This is a genomic window from Bdellovibrionales bacterium, assembly GCA_041662785.1.
Classification (GTDB): Bacteria; Pseudomonadota; Alphaproteobacteria; order UBA9219; family UBA9219; genus UBA8914.
The window spans coordinates 49,656-65,769 of sequence record JBAZRW010000002.1; the positions used below are offsets into that span (position 1 = coordinate 49,656).

Sequence of the window (16,114 nt, forward strand, 5' to 3'; positions counted from 1 at the left end):
GGAAACCAATGTTTCAATACCGCAACAATACTTTCTTATGTAGATTCGATATAATTGTATGGTATACAGGCCTGTCGGTTAACGCCGACTATGGTGATAAACGCTTTGTGGCATAGACGCTGCGGACCCGGGGGCGGTACCCGGCGCCTCCACCATTCTTTTGTAGGGGGGCGAAATAGGATCGACGCGTGTAATAAAGACAGAGTTTTTGCCCGGCATGATACCGCCGTTATCGGGTCATTTTGACAAATGCCAACGACAATGTTGACATGAGTGCAGTTGCTGTTGCTGCCTAACCTCCGCTTTGCGGAATTAGGGTAGTTTGTGACTCACGCGGTTCGGGGGGCACCGGGCAACAGAAGCCCCCCACTTATACTTTGGGTCTTATTCGTTGAAAGTGCACCATGGCGACCGATCATATCCGATACGACATGCTTGTTGAAAATGCTTTGCGCTCGGTGGTGCATCAGGCGATGTCCAAGGTGGTTCAAACGGGTCTCCCTGAGGAGCATCATTTCTATATCTCGTTTTTGACGCACTATCCGGGGGTCGATATCCCCGATTATCTGTATGAAAAATATCCCGAGGAAATGACTATCGTGCTGCAGCACCAGTTTTTTGGGCTGACCGTAACGGATGAGGGCTTTAGCGTCCTTCTCAGCTTTAATAATGTGCGTGAGCGTTTGACGATTCCTTTCGCCGCGATCACGACTTTTGCCGACCCTTCCGTGAATTTTGCTCTCCAGTTCCAAAACATCCCCGTTTCGGAGGAGGGCGAGGAGCTGCCTGAGGCGATTGGGGTTGGCGATTCTCCCGTTGGCGAGGAGGAGCCCAAGAAGGGCGAAGTGATCAGCCTTGATAAATTCCGCAAGAAATGATGCAAAATACTTGTTTGGCATCAATGTCTTAGCCCTTTGTTGCGTTTTGTGCGGCGAGGGGAAAAGAAAAGCTTTTGCCTAACGCTTTGGTTGTGCTATCAAACGCTGCTGCTGATCGCCGTGAAGGCTTTCGGAAGGTGGCTTTTGTATCTTTTACAAATGACCCCCGATAAACTGTTTTTCATTCCCATAAGGAGGGGATTATTCGTGCAAGTACTCGTACGTGATAACAATGTTGACCAAGCGCTCCGCGTCCTGAAGAAGAAGCTTCAACGTGAAGGCGTGTTTCGTGAAATGAAACTCCGCCGCAATTACGAAAAGCCTTCGGAAAAGCGTGTTCGTGAGCAGGCTGAAGCCGTCCGCCGCGCCCGTAAGGTCGAGCGCAAGCGCAAGGAACGTGAAGGCATGTAAGCTTGCCTTTCAACGATCTAAAGAAATTATTAAAAAAGGCCGCTTCATGCGGCCTTTTTTTGTTTTCGTTTTGACACACAACAGTATTTTTCCTGCCAATAAGCGCGTAGGCGGGGTGTTAGGCATATTTAAACCAATAAAACCTATAACCGTCTTTATGAAAAGACGCACATAAAGGTTTTAGACGTGGCTCAACCCTATCAAAATCTTCTGGAAGACATCACCGTCGAGTTTCGGCGGGCGCACGTTGTCATCGTTGATGATGATCCGACCAACCGAATTCTTTTGCGCAGTGTGTGCGAGAAAATCGGTGTGGGCATTATTGATGAGGCCGAGGACGGCGTTGTCGCCATGGAATTGATCTCTCGCTTTCAGCCGGATTTGATCTTATTGGACATTCGTATGCCGCGCATGGATGGGCTAGAGCTTATGCGCCGTCTTCGTGAAAACCCTGCGCTAGAGAGGCTTTCCATTCTTGTGCAAACGGGTTTGCAGGGGGAAGATGATCGCGTTCGTTGTTTTAACCTTGGCGCGACGGACGTTGTAAGTCGCCCTTTCCATCTGACAGAGCTAAAGGCGCGCATCACCGCGCATTTGCGAAGCGCCATTGCGTCGCGCGTTCTTTTTGATTTCCGTAACCGCATTCAAGCGCACATCGAAATCACGCACTCGTTTCTGGATGCCATTTTGCCGACGCAGGAAAAGGCCGAGATTATAACAGCCTCTTTTGGGTTGAATTGCTCATCCGTTTATCGACCTCATGATGAAATCGGCGGCGACCTTTGGTCTTTGCATGCGATTGATGATGATCTTCTGGGCATTCTTTTGATTGATGCCAGCGCTCATGGCCTTGCGGGGGCTATCAACGCGCTTCGCGTCGATTGTCTGGTGCAGGAATATCAAGGTGATCTTCGTGATCCGGGGCTTTTCCTGAACAAACTTGATGCGGCTATGGCCAAGATATCTTTTGGCCAGTTGTTCGCGGGTGCGATTGCCATGACGTTCAATAAAAAAACGGGGGAAATCCGTTATGCCGGTTCAGGTATTCCTTACCCTCTTTTAATGTCGAATGGTTTCGTCACAGAGCTGAAAACACGGGGGCTTCCCTTAGGGTCTGGGGTTGTATCGTTGACAACGGCGTCGACGACGATGAAGGAGGGGGACACGCTCGTTCTTTATAGCGATGGGTGGTCCGAAAGCATCACGGGAGAACCGGCTGCTTTGCTCGCCAAGGCCGATCTTGATTGTTACGACTTGGCTGAAAGCTTGGCCCCAGAGGAATCCTTGATCGACGATCTTACGCTTATCACTTTTAAAAGGAGAGCAAGCCATGCCGTTTAAATTTCGTCATGAAGGGCGTGATTTGGCTGTTTATGTTTCCGGTGTTTTGACCTTTCACCAACACAAGGAGGGGGAGCAGTTGGTTTATCAGATTGCGACCCTTGTTGATAATGGTGAGGTGGGGTCGGTGAGGATGAACTTTGAGGAGGTCTTGCGGATGGACAGCCATTGGCTGGGTGTTTTGATACGCATCCTGCGCCGCGTGAAGGAAAGAAAGGCTACTTTCGTTATCGAAAAGCCGAATAAAGATATTTGCCGGTTGTTCGATATCGTTGAATTAAGTCGTATCGCTGAGATCAAACCTTAAAAAAATTGTGGGACGGGTATGAAAACTTTTGGTTTTCTCACTGATGAGCAGGTAAGGCCTATTCAAGAGGCTTTAGCACATCCAAATAACATTTATATGGCGTTGTTCGATCGGCAGTCGTTGTGGGATCCTATAACGCTTGATCTGGTGCTTGAATCTTTTCCGTCAGGCCATATTGATAGCGCCGATTTGTTCCTTGTTTTGGCCGAATGTATCGCGAATGCTGTTTTGCATGGGCAAGCCGAGATTCTTGGTTTTTCGGCGCGGCGGCGTAGCGATATCCTGTTGTTCACTTTCCTCCAAAAGCCCCCTATGCAAAAACGCATTAGCGCTGTTCTCTCGATGGCGAAGGGGGGGCAGATTCGTGAATGCAGCATGGAAGTGCCAGGTGGGTTGGGCTTCCCGATTTTGTTGAAGCTGGCGCGGAAAATAACGATCAGCTCAGACTATAGAAAGCTTCATCTTTGGATCAAGGCCGACGCTGGCTGACCCAAGGCACTGGGTTAGAACATGTCAACCACGGTTTGGTAGGTATTACCCAGCTTCGTGCCGAGCAATAGAACAACCCCGACAATAGCCACGCAAATCATGGCGGCGATAAAGGCATATTCAATGGCCGTCGCGCCGCCCGCGTTTCCCCAAAAGCGTTTTTTCGAAAAAGTCATCATGCCGGACTGCCTTTCGTTTGTTAGCTGATGGGCGCGTGGTGTTGCTCGCGGGTTTTGAGGAACTTCAGATCGGGGTTTTCCTCAATCGTGCGGTTTAGATGCCAAGCGTTGCGCGCCAGAAAGACTAGCGCACCATCATGATCTTCCGCAAGGGAGCTGCGATTGGCGTCGGTAAAGCGCTTCACAGCATCGGGGTGATCTGACTCCACCCACCGCGCCGCCTCTAGCCCTGCCGTCTCAAAATGAGCGGGCAGGCCGTATTCGGCTCCGATGCGAGAGGCCAAAACCTCAAACTGCAACGCGCCGACGACGCCCACAATCCAATCCGCGCCTGTCAGAGGTTTAAAGACTTGGCTGGCGCCTTCCTCGGCAAAGTGTTCCAGTGCGCGACGGACATGCTTGACCTTCATGGGGTCGCCGATATGGACGCGCTGTAGCATTTCTGGCGCAAAGCTGGGCACGCCGACGAAGTTGATCGCTTCGCCTTCGGTTAGCGTATCACCGATGCGCAAGGAGCCATGGTTGGGGATGCCCATAATGTCGCCGGCAAAGGCGTCCTCGGCCAGTTCGCGCTCACGCGCGAGAAACAGAACGGCGTTGCCCACGGCCAGCATCTTGCCGCTGCGCCCATGAAACAGCTTCATGCCGCGCTTGAAGTGGCCAGAGCACAAACGCACGAACGCGATGCGGTCGCGGTGGTTGGGGTCCATATTCGCCTGCACCTTGAACACAAAGCCCGTGACCTTATGTTCCAAAGGATGAACGATGCGGCTGTCGGCTTTTTGGGGGCGGGGTGAGGGCGCGTGCTCGGCCAATCCCATCAAGAGGTCTTGCACACCAAAGTTATAAAAGGCGCTCCCGAAAAACAGGGGTGTTAAATGACCCTCGCGGTAGGAGTCGATGTTGAACGGCTTGCACAGCGCCCGCGCCATCTCAACGTCCTCGCGCAGTTTTGTGGCAAGCGCCGCGCCTAAAAGAACGTCGATTTTGGGATCGTTCAAGCCCTCGCACGCGATGCCTTCCACCGCGCGGTGGCGATCGGCCTTGTCCAGCAAAATAAGGCGATCACGCAGCAGGTCATAGCAGCCCCGAAAGTCAGAGCCTTGCCCTATGGGCCAGTTCAGTGGCGTGACGTCCAATGCCAGCGTTTCTTCAATCTCGCTGATCAGGTCAAAGGGGTCGCGTGACTCGCGATCCATTTTGTTGACAAAGGTGATGATGGGCACGTCGCGCAGGCGGCAAACCTCAAACAGTTTGCGCGTCTGGGTTTCAATGCCCTTCGCGCCGTCGATGACCATCACCGCGCTGTCCACGGCGGTCAGCGTGCGATAGGTGTCTTCCGAAAAATCTTCGTGTCCGGGTGTGTCCACAAGGTTGAAGGATTTACCCGCGTAGTCAAAACTCATGACCGAGGCGGTGACGGAGATCCCGCGCTCACGCTCGACCTTCATCCAGTCCGAGCGCGCGCGGCGCTGCTCGCCACGCGCCTTGACCGCGCCCGCCAACTGGATCGCCCCGCCGAACAGCAAAAGCTTTTCGGTCAGCGTCGTTTTTCCGGCGTCAGGATGGGCGATGATGGCAAAAGTGCGCCTGCGCATCACGTTTAGGGTGAGAAGCTGGTCTGTCATAAGGGTGTTCTAACGATACAGGTAAAGGGCTTGTTCTAGCTGCGCGGGTCGCGGATCCATCTTCAGCGTGTGGACGGGAATTGGGTGAGGCGCGATGATATGGGGAAACATATCATCGCCGCCAAAGAAAACAGGTCGCCTTATGCGGTCGAACATATCGGCATTGCGATGGTAGAAAAGAGGAACGGGTTTGATCATGTCCTGTCCGTGATTACGGTCGCTGGGAACCGAGGGGCGATCATAGATCCAGTTCTTGCTATAGAACATATCGCCACGGCGATCATCAGGACGCGCAGCCGCGGGGCTTGAAAGCCCCACCAGCAAAACCGCCGTTGCTAAAAGAAGTGTAACCGCCTTCATCGCTCATCCTTGATCTTCGCCGACAACTTTGTTCCGGCCTGTTTCTTTGGCACGATACAGGGCGGCGTCGGCGCGATCAAGAATGGATACAGGGGTTTGATCATTTTCATGGTTAAAGGAGGCAACGCCGAAACTGGCGCTAATCATCAGGGAATCCCCTGTTTCGTCTAGGATAATGGGGGTTTGGGCCACGGCCTCGCGCAGGCGGTTGCCGACGGTGAGCGCTGTTTTATAGTCGGTTTCGGGCATAATGACTGCAAATTCCTCGCCCCCCATACGCACAACAAGGTCAAAGGGGCGCAGGCTCACCAGCACGCGGTTAACAACTTCCTTAAGGGCGATATCGCCCGCCTTGTGGCCCTTTGTGTCGTTAACGGCCTTAAAGTGGTCGATGTCGAAGGATAAAATGGAAAGGGCGTGACGTGTGGCCTGACTGCGTGAAAACAGGGTAGGCAAATGCATGTCCAGATAGCGGCGATTATAGGCCCCCGTTAGAGGATCGACGAGGGCGAGAGTCAGGCTGGCTTCATAGTTTTTATGCAGCCTTTCATAGTGCCGCTTCTGTCGTAGTTGCGTGCGCAGGCGTGTGAAGAGTTCCTCTTTTTCCAAGGGGCGGAGCAAATAATCGTTGGCGCCAAGGTCAAGGCCTCGTGCAACCTGATCGATGTCTTCTTCGCCCGCGACAAGCAAAATGGGCAGCGTGCGCGTTGACTCGTGCGCGCGCAATTGAGCACATAGATAAAGACCGTCGCCGTTCGTCAGATTCAAACTGATCATGATAAGGTCAAAGGACTGTTGGCTTAAGGTAGGCGCAACATCCTCAACATTTGGGACGCGCGTGACGGTGTGGCCGCCCGTGGTCAGATGCTTTTCCAGTATATCCGCGTTGTATGCGGAATCATCCAACAACAGGATTTTCCCGCCTTGGTCGCTGATAGGTTCTTCCTGCGCTGGATAAAGCGTGAATTGTGAGGCTGTCGATTCGCGCATGCGCCATTCATCCATCAGCATTTTAAGACGCAAAAGGGAACGGACTCGTGCCATCAGCGCAATATCGTTGATGGGCTTGGTTAGGAAATCGTCCGCGCCGCACTCAAGGCCGCGCACGCGATCTTTGACATCACTGAGCGCTGTGATCATCACGATTGGAATATGCTGGGTAGCCGGATCGGCCTTTATATGCGTGCAGACCTCAAATCCATCCATCTCTGGCATCATAATGTCCAAAAGGATCAGGTCGGGCATATCGCGTTTGACAAGCTCAATCGCTTCGGGGCCGTTTGCCGCTGTCGTGACGAGATAATAATCCTTCGCCAGTTTAGCGGACAAAAGCTTAAGGTTTAAAGGCGTATCATCAACGACAAGGATGCGTGCAGACATGAGTGGAAAGGCCTTAAGCCGGAGGAAGAGGCGGGGAGTCGATAAAGCGTTTGACGGTTGCCAAAAACGACGCGACAGAGATGGGTTTAGAGATATAGCCTTCACAGCCGCCAGCGCGTATTTTTTCTTCATCGCCTTTCATGGCAAAGGCGGTGATGGCGATGACGGGGATTTTTTTTAGGGTCGCGTCTTTTTTAAGCCAGCTTGTGATTTCAAGCCCCGACACTTCGGGCAGCTGAATGTCCATAAGGATCAGATCCGGTTTGTTGGCGCGGGCCATGTCGATGACCTGCAGGCCATCTGCCGTATGCACAGTCCTGTAGCCGTTCGCTTCAAGAAGATCGCGAAACAGTTTTTTGTTGAGTTCGTTATCCTCAACAATCATGACGCATTTGCTAGGGCCTTGAGACATGGGGTATAAACAAACAGAAGGGTTGAACAGATGCCGAATCCGGCCTCCTAAAGTACAGTCAAAACCCTTAGCATCCTCTTAAAGTTGGGAGGGGAGATGCGAAAAAGTCTTTTTAGTGAAAGCTTTACGATTTATTTACCATAAAAGGCGGTTTTGGGCGGGCATGAAAAAGAAAAACAAGAAAAGAGTAATGGGGCTGTTGTGGCTTTTGGTGCTGGGCGCTTTGGTCACCTTTTGGCTCTTGCCCGTCAGGGTGGCGGCTCCCCGCCTTCATTGGCGTGCCCCTGTTCACGTTGTCCTTCCCTCTTTACCCAAAACCCCGACGCTTGATGAGGCCTCCCATGTTCTTGAGGAAATAAGAAAGCAAACCCTGTTGTTTGAAGAGGAACATAAGCCGGACGAGAAAGAGCCCCCCGCCGTGACGGAAGCGCCAGCAACGCAGGCGCCACTGCCTCCCGTTCCCGCTCAACCCGTGCCGCCTCTCGTCCCCCCCCTTAAGGGCAGTCCCTTTATCGCTATTATTATCGATGATATGGGGATGACCCCTGCCTTGGATGCGCGGGCGCTCAGGCTTCCTGCGCCCGTTACGCTGTCTTATTTGCCTTATGCCCCACGCGTGCAAGAGCAAGCGGATCAGGCCAAGGCGCGGGGGCATGATATCTTGCTGCATTTTCCGATGGAGCCTTTGGGCAAGGCTAATCCGGGGCCGAATGCACTGCGCGTGGGACAAACGCCAGAAGAGTGGGCAGAGCTTATCGACAAGAACCTTCAGTCCTTTTCTGGTTATACGGGCGTGAACAATCATATGGGTAGCCGTTTTACAAGCGATCCAAAGGGGATGGCGGTTGTTGCCGAGGCTTTGCTTCAAAAGGGGATCTTTTTTGTCGATTCACGAACCAACCCCGCCTCCATCGCTGAACAAACAATGCGCGGCGCGGGCGTTAAAACGATTTCACGCGATATTTTTCTGGATGATACCCAGTCTTTACAAGCCATTCGGGGTGAGTTGGCACATCTTGAGCGCGTGGCAAGGCGGCAAGGCGTCGCGGTTGCCATCGGGCATCCCCACCTTGTAACGATTCAAGCGCTAGAATCGTGGCTGCCAGAGGCTGAATCGCGCGGTTTTAGGCTTGTACCTGTTAGGTCTTTGGTAAGATAATCTTGCCACAAGGTGCGTGGCTAGGCATAGTATCAACCACGCGTGAAAAAGCGCGATTCGAGGTAATGGCACATGAATGGGCTTGTCATGACAATAAATGGACGTATCTTCAAACGTAGTGTGTGCGCTTTTGCGTTGATGTGTGTTCTGATGATAGCCAGCGGGCGCGTTAGGGCAGGCGATATGCCAACGGCGGCAGGATCACCGATTGCGGGCATTTCCTTTGATGATCGTCCCCTTATCCTTCCCATTCAACGTAATTTCCAAATGGCGATGTTGACGGCCAGCAGCGAGATGGGCCGCAGTTGTGGCCGGATGGAAGCCTATGGCTGGCGCTTAGGGGATGCGGAGCAGGATCGTGTCAATCAGATTTTCGATAACACGGTCGATCGTATGCGTGCGCAAGGCTTTAATGTTGCGTCGAAAACGGCCACCACGGTGTCGCGCGATGTCACGCTTTTTGCGGCGGATCGCGCCGATAAGCATCTTATCTTCATGTGGTCGGCGGGTGAGATTGGGCTTGTGATGGTTCTGTGCGAAACCTCTGCGCCGCTTTCCCCCATTGCCTCTAATCTTGTGAAGAACGCCCAAGAGGATCAGCCTGCTTCTCTGCCAACGCTGTCCCCGATGTCCAAGGCCGTCGACTCGACCAAAACAGAAGGCAAGCGTGTGAGCTTGTCGCAGACGGGTAAGCCCCTTTATGAAAACTTTTCGCCGGTTGGTTCTTGGGCGGGGGATTATACCTGTTCGCAAGGCACAACGGGCGCGACGCTGCGCATTGCCAGCCTGAAGGGCGATCATTTCGAAGGGGAATTTCAATTCTATCCCACAGCCAAGAATCCCTATGTTCCTCGCGGCAGGTACAAGGTTTTTGGTGAGTATGATCGCGATTCTCAGCGCATTCTGGTTAATCCGGGGGCATGGATTGAACGACCCAAAGACTTTTATAATACGATCATGATTGGCAGCTTCGATCCTGTAAACAAGACGTTCAGCGCTTATTTCCAAGGGATAACGGGCTGCACAAGCTTTGAAGCGCGTGGTGAGCATGGGGCAGAGGCGGTATCGCCTTCTCATGAAAAGGCCAAGGCTTCAGCAGCAACGAAAGCCAAAAGCCAAGCCAAGCCCAAAGTCAAGAAACCAGTTAGTGTGAAAAAGAAGAAAGCTGAAAAGGCTCCCGCGACGACAGGAAAAAGCGCCGTGAAGGAAGCTCCTTTAGATTTGAAGAATGACGCGGTGACAGTGTCACCCGCGCCACGCGCCTCTTCAATTGAGCCTCCGGCGGAAGGCATTAAGATACCCTCTCCCTAAGAACTAAGGCGGCGAGAGGGGCTGACTTCTCCCTTTTCTCCGGTTTTGGCCGATCATTTCGCCTGCACCTGTGGATAACAATCTGTGGGTAGTTTTCCTTTCCGGCCTACTACATCTTGCGTCTAGGTGTTAACTATGCGTAAATGATTTCCTGTTTAGGGAGAATCTTTATGCGTCCTGTCAGTGAAAAATTCGTCGATTTGGGAAGCCCTTCTCGTATTTGGGCTGTGGCGGCTATCCATGGGGATCGTGAGCGTCTTGCGACGTTGCATGATCATCTGGCCTCGCGCTTTAATGTGCGGGATCGCCTCATTTATCTGGGCAACTATTTGGCCACAGGCGCATGGGACAATCATGCGCTGATCGAAGAGCTTCTTACTTTTCGCGCAGCGCTTATGTCCAAGGCGGGGATGATGCCGTCTGACATCGTTCATTTGCGTGGCCCTGCCGAGGAATCGTGGCAGCGTTTGCTGCGCCTTCAATTCGCGCCATCACCTGCGGCGGCCTTAGAAAAATATCTTGAGGCGGGGGCCGAGGCTTATTTGCGCCTGTATGGTGTCAGCCTAAACGACACAAAATCAATGGCGCGTGCGGGCAGTGTGGCCATCACGCGCTGGACGAACCAGCTTCGCGTGTTGCAACGGCAGACCGTGGGACATGAGGCCTTGGTGTGCAGCTTGCGTCGTGCGGCGGTTACGTCGCCACAGGATGGGCAGGGGCGCGTGTTGTTTGTGCCTGCAGGTTTTGATGCGCAGCGTTCGTTAGAAGATCAAACGGATCATCTGTGGTACGGCGGCCTTGGTTTTCACGGCGTTGTGCAGCATGAAAAGTATGCGCGTATCGTGCGCGGCTTTGATTCCATGCGCGGCGGCGTCAATACCGATGGCCTTGCCGTTACGCTTGATGGCGGCTGTGGTCGCGGCGGGCCTTTGGTGTGTGGTTGCTTTGACGGCGCGGGTCGTCTTCTTGAGATGGTGGCCGTTGGTGGGCGTGGTGCTATTGAAACCTCGCGCTTTGAAGAGGTCACGCAAGCAACATTCACTTCCTCACGCCATAGTTCCAAAGGCGTCTCTCCCAAGCAGCCGACCTTGTGGTCGGCGCAGGCGTAAGGGGTAGTGTATTATAGTCAAACAGAATAAGTTCCGTAATATCCCGCGTCATTGCGAGCGACCAACGGGAGCGTGGCAATCCATCTCCTGAACAGTGCAACAGGGATGATGGTGAAATGTTCAGGAGATGGATCGCCACGTCGGCCTGCGGCCTCCTCGCGATGACGGCGGGAGAAATACGGAACTTAAATGGTTTGGCATCACCCCTTTTTCACAACCCCATGACGCTTCTTGCCGGCGCTTAGGCGGGCCGTTGAGTCTTGGATCAAATCGGTGGCTGAGATACTTGCCGTGACATCGCTGACAACCGCATCGTTCAAACGCACGCCGCCGCCTTCGACCAGACGCCGCGCCTCGCCCTTCGAAGCGGCAAAGCCAAGCCCCACCAGCGCGTCCACGACGCTGACGCTTTGATCCGCCATCGCATAGGTCGGCAGGTTCGCGCCGATACCGCCGCCCTCGAACGTCGCCTTGGCCGTTGCGGCAGCTTGCTCGGCGGCCTCGACCCCGTGGCATAACTTCGTCGTTTCAAAGGCAAGGATTTTCTTCGCTTCGTTGATTTCGGAATCCTTCAGCTGGCCAAGGCGTTCAATTTCATCCAGTGGCAAGTCGGTGAAGATTTTCATAAAGCGCGTGACGTCGGCGTCCTCGGTATTGCGCCAGTACTGCCAGTAATCATAGGGGCTGAGGCGATCCTCGTTCAGCCACACCGCGCCGCCGACGGTCTTACCCATTTTTTCGCCTGACGATGTCATCAGAAGAGGCGTCGTCAACGCAAAGAGATCAAGGTTGTTCATGCGACGTCCCAGCTCAACGCCGTTGATGATGTTGCCCCACTGATCCGATCCGCCCATTTGCAAGATGGCGCCATAGCGTTTGTGCAGCTCAACAAAGTCATAGCCCTGCATGATCATGTAGTTGAACTCAAGGAAGGTGAGCGGTTGCTCGCGCTCAAGACGCAGCTTGACCGAGTCAAAACTTAGCATGCGATTGATAGTAAAGTGGCGGCCCACTTCGCGCAGGAAAGGCAGGTATTCCAGTTTGCCCAGCCATTCGTAATTGTTGACGAGTATCGCGTCTTTTTCGCCTTCGCCAAAGGTCAGGAATTTGGCAAAGCCCTTTTTGATGCCGACAATATTCTGGTTGATCTGATCGTCCGTCAGCATCGGGCGGCTTTCCGTTTTAAACGAAGGGTCGCCGACTTTGGTTGTGCCGCCGCCCACAAGTGCGATGGGCTTGTGTCCAGTTTGCTGCATCCGACGCAGCATCATGATCGACGCTAAATTGCCGATGTGCAGTGAGGTTGCCGTTGCGTCATAACCGATATAGCCCGTGATCACGCCCTTGCACGCGGCGGCGTCCAGCGCCTCAAGGTCAGAACATTGGTGGACATGGCCACGCTCAATCATCAGGTTCAGAAAAGCGGATTTTACGGCTGTCATAGGGGTTCTCTTTTGCGTCTTGTGGTTCCAAAGAAGAAAAGGCAGATTAAAGCGTGTTTGCCCCGATGAAAAGGGTGGAAATATGATTTCTTAAGAAAAACAAACGGGATCCCCGCTTTCGCGGGGATGACGGATAAGCTAAACATTCTACAAACTCTGTCACTCCCGCGAAAGCGGGAGTCCCGTTTACTGTTAAAGGGAACCCTTATGCTTGAAATCTATCGCGCCATCGGCCTTATGAGCGGCACATCGCTGGACGGGATTGATGTCGCCCTGATTGAAACGGACGGGCGCAGCCATGTCCGCCCTTTGGGGTTCCTTTTTTATCCATATGAAGCGGCGTTTCGTGAGTGGCTGCGGGCTTGTTTTGGCAAGCGGCAGGGGACGGCTGATCCCATGGTGCGCGAGGTCGAGGGCGAACTAACAACGCTTCATGCAAAGGCTGTTGCCGCTTTCTTGGCGCAAGAGGGGCTAAAGCCTGCCGATGTGAATCTAATCGGGTTTCATGGCCAGACGATTTGGCACAATCCGGCGGCGCGTGAGACGATCCAGATTGGCGATGGCGCTCTTTTGGCCAAGCTCACGGGCATCGATGTCGTGAATGATTTTCGCACAGCGGACGTGAAGGCGGGCGGGCAGGGTGCGCCGTTGGTTCCCTTGTATCATCGCGCCTTGGCGGCGGCGCTGCCTAAGCCTACGGCGATTATCAATATCGGCGGCGTGTCGAACATCACATGGATCGGCGGCGAAAGTGACGATGAGATTTTGGCCTTTGATCTGGGAACGGGCAACGCGCTGATCGATGATTGGATGCTGCGGCATACGGGGCAAAGCTATGATCAGGGCGGCGCAATGGCTGCGCAAGGCTGCGTGGATGAGGCTCATGTCGCCGCTTTTCTCTCCCATCCGTTCTTTGCACAAAAGCCACCGAAATCTTTGGATCGCGATGCGTTTGCGGCGTTTGTGCCAGAAGGCGTAAGCCCTGCCGATGGCGCGGCGACGCTCACCATGATGACGGTGGCCGCGATTGCCAAAGGGGTGGAAGCCTCACCGCAAAAACCGTGCGAGGTTTATATCGCTGGCGGTGGTCGCCACAACGTGACGATGATGCGGTGGCTGGCGGAGCGAACGGGAGTACCCGTCAAATCCGTCGATGAACTGGGTTGGAATGGCGATTCACTTGAAGCCGAGGCGTTCGCCTATCTGGCTGTCCGTTCTCTTTTAGGACTACCGCTCAGTGTGCCAAACACGACAGCTGTCCCCGCGCCGATGACGGGCGGGGTGTTGCATCACATGGATTAACGAAGTGGATGCAAGAAGTATGACTTCCACCGTGTACCAAGGCTTGGTTGCTGTCTTCGCTCATTCTTTGAGGCGTCGTCCGCGGCTTGTGCTAGCGAGATAATCGCATAAACGGTAAGTGTTAGGGCCGTGGCCACACCCGTCATGATATTCGGGTTCACAATGGATTCAGCGGCCGAGATAAACGCACCGACAAGCATACCTCTTTTGAGATAGCGAGCGACGGCTATATCCTCGGGAGTGACTTCTGTCTTGTGTTGTCGTGTTGCTGTCATAATCTCTCTCCTTTCAAAAACGTGAAAACAATATCAAAAACTATAGTCTATAAAGGTTTTAGCTAGCCATTGCGATTTGTGACGGCGCGGTGCGGAGAAGCGCGTTGTCGAGGTAATCTTCGACGTGCGTGGCCATCTCATCGATTTGCTGCGTGAAGAAATGTCCTGCTCCTGGTATCACGCGGTAATCCAGATGAATGCCGCGTTGGTGAGAAAGCTTGGCCACCAGCTTAGAGACAAAAGGTTCCGGCACGATATCGTCGGCTTCGCCATGAAGGATCAGGCCTGATGAAGGGCAGGGAGCCAAAAAGGTGAAATCCAGCATATTGGCGGGAGGTGCGACCGAGACAAAGGACTCAATCTCGGGGCGGCGCATCAAAAGCTGCATCCCGATCCATGCGCCGAACGAAAAACCGGCGACCCACACGCTGCGGGCGTTGGGGTTGATGGATTGAACCCAATCAAGAGCCGAAGCGGCATCGCTCAATTCGCCTTCGCCGCGATCATAGGCTCCTTGGCTGCGTCCTACGCCGCGAAAGTTGAAGCGCAGGGTTGAGAAGTCGCGTTCGGCAAAGGCGTTAAAGAGCGAATAAACAACCTTATTATTCATCGTCCCGCCATGCTGAGGATGCGGATGAAGGATAAGCGCAACCGGAGCCGTCGGAGATTTTCCGGGCGTATAGCGACCTTCAAGACGACCCGCAGGCCCCGCAAATAAAACTTCAGGCATGGCTCACCAATGTAAGTTGTTAATATCAAAAGAAGACCAAAGTATGCACCGATTAAAGCGCTTGACCCATTCTTTCTATGGTGAGACCATAGCACAAGTGATAGGTGTAAATTCAAGCAAGTAATGCCATTTATTAATATTATTTTAAAATACACCCATTGTGGGGTTGAAAGACCTTGAAGTGATACCGATATAGTCCTATAACAGTCATGACGACTGAGAAAAGGGGGAGAGCATGAGAATTAGCACAAAAGGACGGCATGCTGTTATGGCGATGGTTGACATTGCCCGTCACAGCGAGGAAAGGCCAGTTCCGTTGGCCGATGTAGCCCAAAGGCAACTGATTTCACTCTCTTACCTTGAGCAGTTGGTCTCAAAACTGAAGAAAAACGCCCTTGTTAAGAGTATGCGCGGGCCAGGTGGGGGCTATGTCTTGGCCAGCGATCCTGCGCTGATTTCCATTTATCAGATCGTGGCGGCGGTTGATACGCCTTCGCAAGCCGAAAGGCCTATGCCTCACGGGGAAGGGCAGACGGCGCGCAAGTTGACGGATGCCTTGTGGCACAGGGTGGGGGAAGAGGTTCAAAAGTACCTTAAAGCCGTGACCTTGGCCGAAGTGGTTCATAGAAAAAGCTAGAGAAGCTAAAACTTCTAAATTCCTCACACAGAAAGGCGCGATTCGGGTTATACTGAATCTCGTCTTTCTTTCGTTGAGGAATCTCTATGGACAATGTTATCGAGTTTAACGAGTTTACTGTTTCAGCCAATTGTTCAAATGGAGAGGCGTGCTGTTGGCTTTGTCAGAAAGGCACCTCGCTTCGCGCTCTTTTTTGCCAGTATTGTGGCACAATCCAGCCTGTCCGCGCCTTGGATTATTTTTCGCGCCTTGGGCTAGAGCGGCGCATTGACGTCGATTCCGATCTTCTTGAGCGTCAGTACGCTGCTTATAAGCGCGCCCTTGAGCCCGAGCGTTTCGTTTTGCGGGGCATGGGGGAGCGTGGGCATGCCGCCAAGCAGTTGGAGGCGATGGAGGAGGCCTATCAGACCTTGCGCGAGCCTTTGCGGCGTGGGCGTTATTGGCTGGCTCTTCATGAAAAAGAAATGGCTGAAGCCGACGCGGCAAACCCGATGGTTGCGGAATTGCGCCGTGATCTGAATGAGGCGGGGCAGGCCTCTCAATGCGACCGCATCGCGCAAAAAGCGGGGAACGCGATGGAGCAGGGCGTCGTGAGTTTAATGCAGGCCTTGCGCAGCCAGAACTGGCCGCTAGCGAACGCCATCTTATTCGAGGTTGATGGGCTTGAATCTATTTTGAAAGATGTGCGTGATCGTCGCACCGTTCTTGCGCCCCATATGGGGGTCAATGCTGACGATCTGGCCAGCGTAAAGTGAAAATCTATA

At 53.4% G+C, this 16,114-nt stretch carries 19 protein-coding genes; 11 read left to right on the forward strand and 8 right to left on the reverse strand.

All coding sequences use genetic code 11. The annotated features are described in order from the left end of the window. Window positions 1–404: 404 nt before the first annotated feature. From WC612_02650 to WC612_02670, 5 genes are all read left to right on the forward strand, one after another. Window positions 405–878, forward strand: coding sequence for a ClpXP protease specificity-enhancing factor SspB (locus WC612_02650; GenBank protein ID MFA6279675.1), 474 nt, complete (start codon window positions 405–407; stop codon window positions 876–878). 207 nt (window positions 879–1,085) lie between these two features. After that, on the forward strand, window positions 1,086–1,289 hold the full coding sequence (gene rpsU / locus WC612_02655) for a 30S ribosomal protein S21 (protein ID MFA6279676.1): 204 nt from the start codon (window positions 1,086–1,088) through the stop codon (window positions 1,287–1,289). A 186-nt stretch (window positions 1,290–1,475) separates the two neighbouring features. Then, window positions 1,476–2,630, forward strand: a complete 1,155-nt coding sequence (locus WC612_02660) for a response regulator (GenBank protein MFA6279677.1) — start codon at window positions 1,476–1,478, stop codon at window positions 2,628–2,630. Beyond that, window positions 2,620–2,937, forward strand: coding sequence for an STAS domain-containing protein (locus WC612_02665; GenBank protein ID MFA6279678.1), 318 nt, complete (start codon window positions 2,620–2,622; stop codon window positions 2,935–2,937). The genes WC612_02660 and WC612_02665 overlap by 11 nt, the downstream gene beginning before the upstream one ends. 18 nt (window positions 2,938–2,955) lie before the next feature. Further along, window positions 2,956–3,426 (forward strand): hypothetical protein, encoded by a 471-nt coding sequence (locus tag WC612_02670; GenBank protein MFA6279679.1) that lies wholly within the window; start codon window positions 2,956–2,958, stop codon window positions 3,424–3,426. 14 nt (window positions 3,427–3,440) lie between these two features. Here the strand turns inward: WC612_02670 and WC612_02675 are convergent, their stop codons facing one another. The 5 genes from WC612_02675 to WC612_02695 are packed head-to-tail and all read right to left on the reverse strand — an operon-like array spanning window position 3,441 to window position 7,385. Continuing rightward, the gene (locus tag WC612_02675; protein MFA6279680.1) at window positions 3,441–3,605 is read right to left on the reverse strand and encodes a Flp family type IVb pilin; all 165 of its coding nucleotides are present in this window, start codon (window positions 3,603–3,605) and stop codon (window positions 3,441–3,443) included. A 20-nt stretch (window positions 3,606–3,625) separates the two neighbouring features. Next, window positions 3,626–5,233 (reverse strand): peptide chain release factor 3, encoded by a 1,608-nt coding sequence (locus tag WC612_02680; protein ID MFA6279681.1) that lies wholly within the window; start codon window positions 5,231–5,233, stop codon window positions 3,626–3,628. Window positions 5,234–5,242: 9 nt separating this feature from the next. Next, window positions 5,243–5,593: a hypothetical protein gene (locus tag WC612_02685; GenBank protein ID MFA6279682.1), complete on the reverse strand. Its 351-nt coding sequence runs from the start codon at window positions 5,591–5,593 to the stop codon at window positions 5,243–5,245. A gap of 3 nt (window positions 5,594–5,596) precedes the next feature. Further along, window positions 5,597–6,973 (reverse strand): PleD family two-component system response regulator, encoded by a 1,377-nt coding sequence (locus WC612_02690; protein MFA6279683.1) that lies wholly within the window; start codon window positions 6,971–6,973, stop codon window positions 5,597–5,599. Window positions 6,974–6,986: 13 nt separating this feature from the next. Then, window positions 6,987–7,385 carry a response regulator gene (locus WC612_02695; protein ID MFA6279684.1) on the reverse strand — a complete coding sequence of 133 codons (399 nt, stop codon included), beginning with the start codon at window positions 7,383–7,385 and terminating at the stop codon, window positions 6,987–6,989. Between the two features lie 163 nt (window positions 7,386–7,548). On the opposite strand from WC612_02695, the gene WC612_02700 reads away from it, so the two are divergent. The 3 genes from WC612_02700 (at window position 7,549) to WC612_02710 (ending at window position 10,964) form a co-directional block, all read left to right on the forward strand. Continuing rightward, on the forward strand, window positions 7,549–8,544 hold the full coding sequence (locus tag WC612_02700) for a divergent polysaccharide deacetylase family protein (GenBank protein MFA6279685.1): 996 nt from the start codon (window positions 7,549–7,551) through the stop codon (window positions 8,542–8,544). A gap of 87 nt (window positions 8,545–8,631) precedes the next feature. Next, complete coding sequence (locus tag WC612_02705) at window positions 8,632–9,855, forward strand: hypothetical protein (GenBank protein ID MFA6279686.1); 1,224 nt, start codon at window positions 8,632–8,634, stop codon at window positions 9,853–9,855. A 170-nt stretch (window positions 9,856–10,025) separates the two neighbouring features. Then, the gene (locus WC612_02710; protein MFA6279687.1) at window positions 10,026–10,964 is read left to right on the forward strand and encodes a hypothetical protein; all 939 of its coding nucleotides are present in this window, start codon (window positions 10,026–10,028) and stop codon (window positions 10,962–10,964) included. Between the two features lie 200 nt (window positions 10,965–11,164). On the opposite strand, the gene tyrS is transcribed toward WC612_02710, so the two are convergent. Further along, a complete protein-coding gene (tyrS, locus tag WC612_02715; protein MFA6279688.1) occupies window positions 11,165–12,406 on the reverse strand; it encodes a tyrosine--tRNA ligase in 1,242 nt (413 codons plus the stop codon). A gap of 207 nt (window positions 12,407–12,613) precedes the next feature. On the opposite strand from tyrS, the gene WC612_02720 reads away from it, so the two are divergent. Continuing rightward, on the forward strand, window positions 12,614–13,708 hold the full coding sequence (locus WC612_02720; protein MFA6279689.1) for an anhydro-N-acetylmuramic acid kinase: 1,095 nt from the start codon (window positions 12,614–12,616) through the stop codon (window positions 13,706–13,708). Here the strand turns inward: WC612_02720 and WC612_02725 are convergent. Both WC612_02725 and WC612_02730 read right to left on the reverse strand, forming a co-directional pair. Next, complete coding sequence (locus WC612_02725) at window positions 13,705–13,983, reverse strand: hypothetical protein (GenBank protein MFA6279690.1); 279 nt, start codon at window positions 13,981–13,983, stop codon at window positions 13,705–13,707. The two genes, WC612_02720 and WC612_02725, sit on opposite strands and share 4 nt — an antisense overlap. Window positions 13,984–14,041: 58 nt before the next feature. Next, window positions 14,042–14,713: an alpha/beta hydrolase gene (locus WC612_02730; protein MFA6279691.1), complete on the reverse strand. Its 672-nt coding sequence runs from the start codon at window positions 14,711–14,713 to the stop codon at window positions 14,042–14,044. 235 nt (window positions 14,714–14,948) lie between these two features. Between WC612_02730 and WC612_02735 the strand changes: the two genes are divergently transcribed. Beyond that, a complete protein-coding gene (locus tag WC612_02735; GenBank protein MFA6279692.1) occupies window positions 14,949–15,350 on the forward strand; it encodes an Rrf2 family transcriptional regulator in 402 nt (133 codons plus the stop codon). Window positions 15,351–15,436: 86 nt separating this feature from the next. Further along, window positions 15,437–16,105, forward strand: coding sequence for a hypothetical protein (locus WC612_02740; GenBank protein ID MFA6279693.1), 669 nt, complete (start codon window positions 15,437–15,439; stop codon window positions 16,103–16,105). Window positions 16,106–16,114: the final 9 nt, after the last annotated feature.

Coding starts and splice junctions, on each gene's coding strand:
- WC612_02650 (MFA6279675.1), top strand. CDS start 405: ATGGCGACCGATCATATCCGATACGACATGCTTGTTGAAAATGCTTTG.
- WC612_02665 (MFA6279678.1), top strand. CDS start 2,620: ATGCCGTTTAAATTTCGTCATGAAGGGCGTGATTTGGCTGTTTATGTT.
- WC612_02670 (MFA6279679.1), top strand. CDS start 2,956: ATGAAAACTTTTGGTTTTCTCACTGATGAGCAGGTAAGGCCTATTCAA.
- WC612_02675 (MFA6279680.1), bottom strand. CDS start 3,605: ATGATGACTTTTTCGAAAAAACGCTTTTGGGGAAACGCGGGCGGCGCG.
- WC612_02680 (MFA6279681.1), bottom strand. CDS start 5,233: ATGACAGACCAGCTTCTCACCCTAAACGTGATGCGCAGGCGCACTTTT.
- WC612_02685 (MFA6279682.1), bottom strand. CDS start 5,593: ATGAAGGCGGTTACACTTCTTTTAGCAACGGCGGTTTTGCTGGTGGGG.
- WC612_02690 (MFA6279683.1), bottom strand. CDS start 6,973: ATGTCTGCACGCATCCTTGTCGTTGATGATACGCCTTTAAACCTTAAG.
- WC612_02695 (MFA6279684.1), bottom strand. CDS start 7,385: ATGTCTCAAGGCCCTAGCAAATGCGTCATGATTGTTGAGGATAACGAA.
- WC612_02700 (MFA6279685.1), top strand. CDS start 7,549: ATGAAAAAGAAAAACAAGAAAAGAGTAATGGGGCTGTTGTGGCTTTTG.
- WC612_02705 (MFA6279686.1), top strand. CDS start 8,632: ATGACAATAAATGGACGTATCTTCAAACGTAGTGTGTGCGCTTTTGCG.
- WC612_02710 (MFA6279687.1), top strand. CDS start 10,026: ATGCGTCCTGTCAGTGAAAAATTCGTCGATTTGGGAAGCCCTTCTCGT.
- tyrS (MFA6279688.1), bottom strand. CDS start 12,406: ATGACAGCCGTAAAATCCGCTTTTCTGAACCTGATGATTGAGCGTGGC.
- WC612_02720 (MFA6279689.1), top strand. CDS start 12,614: ATGCTTGAAATCTATCGCGCCATCGGCCTTATGAGCGGCACATCGCTG.
- WC612_02725 (MFA6279690.1), bottom strand. CDS start 13,983: ATGACAGCAACACGACAACACAAGACAGAAGTCACTCCCGAGGATATA.
- WC612_02730 (MFA6279691.1), bottom strand. CDS start 14,713: ATGCCTGAAGTTTTATTTGCGGGGCCTGCGGGTCGTCTTGAAGGTCGC.
- WC612_02735 (MFA6279692.1), top strand. CDS start 14,949: ATGAGAATTAGCACAAAAGGACGGCATGCTGTTATGGCGATGGTTGAC.
- WC612_02740 (MFA6279693.1), top strand. CDS start 15,437: ATGGACAATGTTATCGAGTTTAACGAGTTTACTGTTTCAGCCAATTGT.